The organism is Oceanibaculum pacificum (assembly GCF_001618175.1).
GTDB lineage: Bacteria > Pseudomonadota > Alphaproteobacteria > Oceanibaculales > Oceanibaculaceae > Oceanibaculum > Oceanibaculum pacificum.
Map to the genome: position 1 here is coordinate 1 of NZ_LPXN01000075.1, position 6087 is coordinate 6087.

Below are 6087 nucleotides of genomic sequence, written 5' to 3' on the forward strand. Positions count from 1 at the left end.
CGGACTTGATCCGACCATCCATTGACCAAGCGAACCGCGCCTGCGCTCACACCTCGCCGGCGGCGGCCAGGGCGGCCTCGAAGGTGGCCTGATCGACATTGCCGCCGGAGCAGACCACGGCGACGGTTTTGCCGCGCAGGTCGATCTTGCCGGTGACGGCGGCGGCCAGGGCGACCGCGCCGCCGGGCTCGGCGACCAGCTTCAGGTAGCGGAAGGCGTAAGCCATGCCGGTCTGCGCCTCGGCATCGGTGACGACCAGACCGGCCTTCAGCAGCTTGCGGTTCAGCTCGAAGGTGATCTCGCCCGGCTTTTCGGCCAGCAGCGCGTCGCAGATCGAGCGGTTGGACATGTCGTTGGCAACCCGGCTGCCACCGGCCAGCGAGCGCGCGGTATCGTCGAAGCCGGCCGGCTCCACGGCATAGACCGGCACGCCCGGCGCACGGTCGGAGAGGGCCAGCGCGGTGCCGGAGACCAGGCCGCCGCCGCCGCAGCAGACCAGCACGGCATCCAGCGAAGCGCCCAGCTCGGCCGCCTGCTCGGCGATTTCCAGGCCGATGGTGCCCTGGCCGGCGATCACCCCGGCATCGTCATAGGGGCGCACGATAGTCGCCCCGCGCTCGGCGGCGATGCGCGCGCCGAGTTCCTCGCGGCTTTCGCCGAACCGGTCATAGGTCACCACCTCGGCCCCATAGGCGCGGGTGTTGGCGATCTTGATCGCCGGGGCGTCGGCCGGCATCACGATGGTCGCCGGCAGGCCCAGCATGGCGGCGGCGCAGGCCACCCCCTGGGCGTGATTGCCCGAGGAATAGGCGACCACGCCGGCGGCGCGCTGGCTTTCGGGGATCAGCGACAGCCGGTTGAACGCGCCGCGAAACTTGAAGCTGCCGGTCTTTTGCAGCATCTCCGGCTTCACCAGCAGCCGGCCGGCCAGCTTGGCGTTCAGCAGCGGCGCTTCCAGCAGCGGGGTGCGCACGGCGAACCCCTTCAAGCGCCCGGCGGCGGCGGCGATATCCTCGAAACGGGGCGGGGTGGTGTTGGTCAGCGCGCTCATCGCAAGCTCCAGGGATCGGGACCGAGGCCCGCACTTTTGCATGCCGGCGCGGCGAGATGAATATCAATTCGCCGCCCCGGCTACTGCGGCGGCAGCGGGCAGGACAGATCGCCCTCGACGCAGGAGAGATAGCCCCGGAAATCCTCGACCCGCCGCGCGGTCGCCTGCTCCAGGCACATCAGCCGGATCATCGGCTGCACGCTGCCGCCCTCGACCCCGCCGCTGGCGAAGGCGCACTCCGTATCGCGAAACGTCACCCAGGCGCGCTGCGCGTCGCGCAGCCGGGCCAGCGCCTCGGTCTCGCCGGCAAGGCGCTGGCGCATCTGGAAATACAGCACGTTTAGCTCCTTGTCCGCCGCCTCGAAGGCCGCCCCGGCGCAGGCATTCATCTCGGCCTGGGTGGTGGCGTCGCCGCAATCGGCGGCGGTGGCGGGGGTGGAGGCAGGGACAGCGGCAATGCCCAGGAGGAGGCTCGCAAGGAGGATTGCGGATCGCATGGGATACTCCGGCTGTGATGTGTAAAGTGTCGCTTTACGCAATACGAGTGACTGACTATAATGCTGCATGAAGATCGGGAACGTCGTCCATAAAGGGCTGCGGCGCTTCATCGAGGAAGACGATGCCGCGGGCCTGCCGGCCGATGCGGTCCCGAAGCTCCGGCGCATCGTCTCCTTTCTGCAGGATATGGAGACGGAAGACGAACTGCGCACCGTGCCCAGCTGGAAGGCGCATCGCCTGGCCGGCGACCGCAAGGAGAGCTGGAGCCTGTTCGTCACCCGCAATTGGCGCATCACGTTTCGGATCGACAAGGCCGGGATCGAGATCGTCGATCTGGATTACGAGGATTACCATTAGGAGATCGCCATGAGCGCCAATCAGGGCATCCGCCTCAAGAACCCGGCCCACCCGGGGGGCTTCGTGAAAAGCGAGATTATCGAGCCGCTGGGCCTGTCCGTCACGGCTGCGGCCAAGGCGTTGGGGGTCACCCGGCCAGCGCTGTCGGCGGTGCTGAACGAACGCGCCCATCTGTCGCCGGAGATGGCGCTGCGCATCGAGAAGGCGTTCGGCGTTTCCATGGAGACGCTGATGCGCATGCAGAACAGCTACGACATCGCCCAGACCCGCAAGAGGGAAGGGGAGATCGACGTCGCGCGCTATAGAGGCCAGGCGGCTTAGCAGGCCGCGCCCTACTCGTCCTTCTCGCCTTCCGCCAGCATGGCGCGGGGCAGGCGGGGGAGGAGCTGGGCGTCCTTTTGCAGCGTGTCGATGCGCACGCCGCAGGCGGTGATGCACCAGACATGCAGCGCCTGGTCGCCGCGAATGCCCGCCGGGTGGGCCTGCAGCAGGGTGCGGTAGATATAGAGATTCTCCAGCACGCGCTGCACATAGTTGCGGGTCTCGGAGAAGGGGATCAGCTCGATCCAGTCGATCGGGTCGATCTCGCCGCGGCGCGGATCGCCGATCTCCGCCAGCCAGCGCCGGGCGCGGCCGGGGCCGGCATTGTAGCCGGCGATGGCGGCCGGGTAGAAACCCTGGAAATCGTCCAGCAGGCCGGAAAGATAGGTGGTGCCCAGGCGCATGTTGAAGTCCGGCTGCTCGGTCAGCTTCGGCAGGGCGTAGGGCAGGTCGAGCTTCGCCGCCACGCTCTTGGCGGTGGCGGGCATAAGCTGCATCAGCCCGCGCGCGCCGGCGCGGCTGATGGCGTTCTGGTCGAAATTGCTCTCCTGGCGGATCAGCGACAGCACCAGCGGCAATTCCGGCTCGCCCGGATTGGGGCGGCCGAGAACGGGATAACCAGCTTCCATCAGGTGGATGCCGTCCAGCGCCGATTGCCGGGCCAGCTTCACGCCGGTATCCAGCGAGGCCAGGGTGCGGGCCATCTCCACCGCCAGCAGCCGCTCGCCGGGCGTGTCGGCGCTGCGCATCAGCGCTTCCAGGAAGGGCTGCATCTGGTCGCTCTGCTGAATGGCGCTCAGCCGCTGCACCACGGCGACCAGCTCGCGCCCGGCGAAGGCCTTGCGCTCGGCGGCGGTCGGCTTCGGGTCGGCGGGCAGGGCCGGCATGCCGCCTTGCAGGCGGGCGGCGGAAAGCTGGCCGTAGAAGGTGGTCACATGCTCGCCCGCCTTGCCGTACCAGTCGGCGGCTTCCTTCGGGCGGTTCAGCGCCTCGGCGGCTCGCCCGGCCCAATAGGCGGCGCGGCCCTGGCTGATCGGCGTGGAGACGCCGTCATACATGCGCTTGAAATGGGCCAGCGCCTCCTGCTTGTCCTTCAGGAAGCGCAGCGCGGTCCAGCCGGCCAGGAACTCGCCATCGGCGAACACGATGCCGCTGTTGGCGCCATGCTTGCGCGCCAAGTCGTAGGCGTTGGAGATATGGCCGTCGGCCAGCGCCTCGCGGAAATAATAATTGCGCTCGCGCCACCAATAGCTGGCATGGGCGGGATCGGCCGGGGCCTGCACCAGCAGGGCGCGCGCCTCGTCGTCGCGGCCCTTCATGCGCCGCCAGCGGATGCGCTCGAACAACAGGCCGGGATCGTTCTGGTATTTCGCCGGCACGGCGTTGATCGCGCCGTCGACGCCCTTGTCCAGCTCGCGCAGCTTGATGCGGGCATTGGCCAGCGCGCGCAAATCGGCGGGCAGGCGGCCCAGCATGCGCGCGGCGCTGTCGGTATGGCCTTCCCACAGCAGCCAATTGGTCCGCGCGGCATGGTCCTCGGGCCGCAGCAGGGCGCCGAAATCGCGCAGGAAGGCCTCCTCGCTGCTCCGCGCATAGACGGTCTTGCGCCAGGAATCGCGCGCCAGCTTCGCCAGCTCGTCGGTGCGGCCGACCGCTTTCAGGGCGGCCATCTGGCGCAGCTTGGCGTCCTGGGTGATCGGCGGGAATTCCTTGAACCAGTCGAGCAGGGCGGTCGGGCCCATGATGTCCGGCAAGGCGCGCTCGGCACGGATGCGCAGCGTGTTGCGGTGCGGCCAGTTCGGGTTGGCGCGCAGGAAGGCGTCCAGCTCAATGAAGGTCGCCTCGCCATCGGCGCGCTTCAGATCTAGCCAGGTCAGCACCTTGTCGAGGATCGGGTCGCGGCCGGCGCGGGCCATCTGCCGTGCCTCGGGCCAGCGGCCGGCCTCCGCCAGCGCGAAGGCCTGGGCGTAGATCGCCGCCCGTGACGGGTCCAGCGCCGCCGGCGCGGCGGCGGCCGGCAGGGTGGCGAAGATGGCGAGGGCGAGAACAAGACCAAGCAGCGAAGGACGGCGCACGCGAGCCCCTTTATTCGTCATGGCGTTTGAAGGTCGGCGCGGCCGCTTCATCTGCCAGCCGGCGACCCTGTCCGGCTGTTCGGCGCGCGCATTATTGACGCCTATCCTACTGATTTTTTGACGATTCAACAAGCTGGCCCTGCGCAGAACCACGGCCTATCGGCGGGCCAACCGCAGCTTATGGTCGCCGCGCTTGCAGCCTGCCCTGCGCCCCGGTATGGTCACTGCCCTTCCGCATGGCGCGGAAGGGCGCGGAAAACCGTGCATTCAAGTCCACATGACAGTAGGGAGATCTCGTCATGGCCAAGCCGCGCTTCGGCGGTGCCATCACCGCCTTGATCACGCCGTTCATGAACGGGGCGGTCGACGAGAAAAAATTCCAGGATTTCGTCGAGTGGCAGATAAAAGAGGGGATCAACGGCGTCGTGCCCTGCGGCACCACCGGCGAATCCCCGACGCTGAGCCATGAAGAGCATAACCGCGTCACCAAGCTGTGCGTCGAGGCCTCGGCCGGCCGCGTGCCGGTGATCGCCGGCACCGGCTCCAACTCGACGGCGGAGGCGATCAGCCTCACCCGCCACGCCCAGGAGGCCGGGGCCGACGCGGCGCTGATCGTGATGCCGTACTACAACAAGCCGACCCAGGCCGGCATGATCGCGCATTTCAAGGCGATCCATGACGCCACCGACATTCCGATCCTGATCTACAACATCCCCGGCCGCTCGGTCGTGGATATGAAGGTGGAGACGATGGCGGAGCTGGCGAAGCTGCCGCGCATCGTCGGCGTGAAGGACGCGACCAACGATTTGACCCGCCCGGTGACGACGCGCCTTGCGATCGGCGACGACTTCACCCAGCTATCCGGCGAGGACGGCACGCAGGTCGCCTATCTCGGCCAGGGCGGCCACGGCGTCATCTCGGTCACGGCGAACATCGCCCCCAGGCTGGTGTCGGAAATTCACGCCGCCTGGAAGAAGCGGGACATCGATACCGTGATGGCGCTGAATGACCGGCTGATGCCGGTGCATGAGGCGATGTTCTGCGAATCGAGCCCCGGGCCGGTGAAATACGCCGCCGAGCTGATCGGCAAATCCAGCGCCGAGACGCGGCTACCGCTGACGGCGATCGATTCGTCCAGCAAGGCGCGGGTCGAGAAAGCGATGCGGACGGCCGGCCTCATCAATTGAGGTTTATTCCGTCGGGAGTGAAGCATGGCCGAGAAGGCTGACCGCTACCGGATTGTCGCCGACAATCGCCGGGCGCGGCACGATTACTTCATCGAGGATACGCTCGAAGTCGGCATCATCCTGCACGGCACGGAGGTGAAGGCCCTCCGTGCCGGTCGGGCCAGCATCGGCGAATCCTATGCCGGGCCGAAGCAGGGCGAGCTGTATCTGTTCAACGCCCATATCCCGGAATACGGCATGGCGTCGAACCAGTTCAATCACGAGCCGCGCCGCATGCGCAAGCTGCTGGTGCACCGGCGCGAGATGGACAAGCTGCTGTCCCAGGTGAAGCGCGAGGGCGTGACGCTGGTGCCGCTGCAGATCTATTTCAACGAACGCGGCTTCGCCAAGCTGAAGCTCGGCCTCGCCAAGGGCAAGAAGCTGGCCGACAAGCGCGAGACCGCCAAGAAACGCGACTGGCAACGCGACAAGGCCCGCATCCTGCGCGACAAGGGGTAGGGCCCCGCGCCCGGCGGCCACTCCTTGCCGCACCCCTCCGCCGACCGTCACCCCCGCACTTGTTGCGGGGGGCCACGCCTCCGCTTGCTGGATGCCGGTC

7 protein-coding genes are annotated in these 6087 nt (G+C 67.8%); 4 read left to right on the forward strand and 3 right to left on the reverse strand.

Annotated features, from left to right (window positions below; all coding sequences use genetic code 11):
• Positions 1-46 precede the first annotated feature (46 nt).
• Positions 47-1051, reverse strand: a complete 1005-nt coding sequence (locus AUP43_RS05420; RefSeq protein ID WP_067553563.1) for a threonine ammonia-lyase — start codon at positions 1049-1051, stop codon at positions 47-49.
• 80 nt (positions 1052-1131) lie between these two features.
• Complete coding sequence (locus AUP43_RS05425) at positions 1132-1548, reverse strand: lysozyme inhibitor LprI family protein (protein ID WP_067553565.1); 417 nt, start codon at positions 1546-1548, stop codon at positions 1132-1134.
• Positions 1549-1615: 67 nt separating this feature from the next.
• Here AUP43_RS05425 and AUP43_RS05430 point away from each other — a divergent pair, with 67 nt between their 5' ends.
• Together AUP43_RS05430 and AUP43_RS05435 are read left to right on the forward strand one after the other, a co-directional pair.
• The gene (locus AUP43_RS05430) at positions 1616-1906 is read left to right on the forward strand and encodes a type II toxin-antitoxin system RelE/ParE family toxin (RefSeq protein WP_067553567.1); all 291 of its coding nucleotides are present in this window, start codon (positions 1616-1618) and stop codon (positions 1904-1906) included.
• A gap of 9 nt (positions 1907-1915) precedes the next feature.
• Complete coding sequence (locus AUP43_RS05435; RefSeq protein ID WP_067553569.1) at positions 1916-2227, forward strand: HigA family addiction module antitoxin; 312 nt, start codon at positions 1916-1918, stop codon at positions 2225-2227.
• Between the two features lie 11 nt (positions 2228-2238).
• On the opposite strand, the gene AUP43_RS05440 is transcribed toward AUP43_RS05435, so the two are convergent.
• Positions 2239-4302: a lytic transglycosylase domain-containing protein gene (locus AUP43_RS05440; protein ID WP_067553571.1), complete on the reverse strand. Its 2064-nt coding sequence runs from the start codon at positions 4300-4302 to the stop codon at positions 2239-2241.
• 299 nt (positions 4303-4601) lie between these two features.
• Between AUP43_RS05440 and dapA the strand changes: the two genes are divergently transcribed.
• Positions 4602-5489: a 4-hydroxy-tetrahydrodipicolinate synthase gene (gene dapA, locus AUP43_RS05445; RefSeq protein WP_067553573.1), complete on the forward strand. Its 888-nt coding sequence runs from the start codon at positions 4602-4604 to the stop codon at positions 5487-5489.
• Positions 5490-5513: 24 nt separating this feature from the next.
• Positions 5514-5987, forward strand: a complete 474-nt coding sequence (gene smpB, locus AUP43_RS05450; protein WP_067553575.1) for an SsrA-binding protein SmpB — start codon at positions 5514-5516, stop codon at positions 5985-5987.
• The last annotated feature ends 100 nt before the right edge of the window (positions 5988-6087 follow it).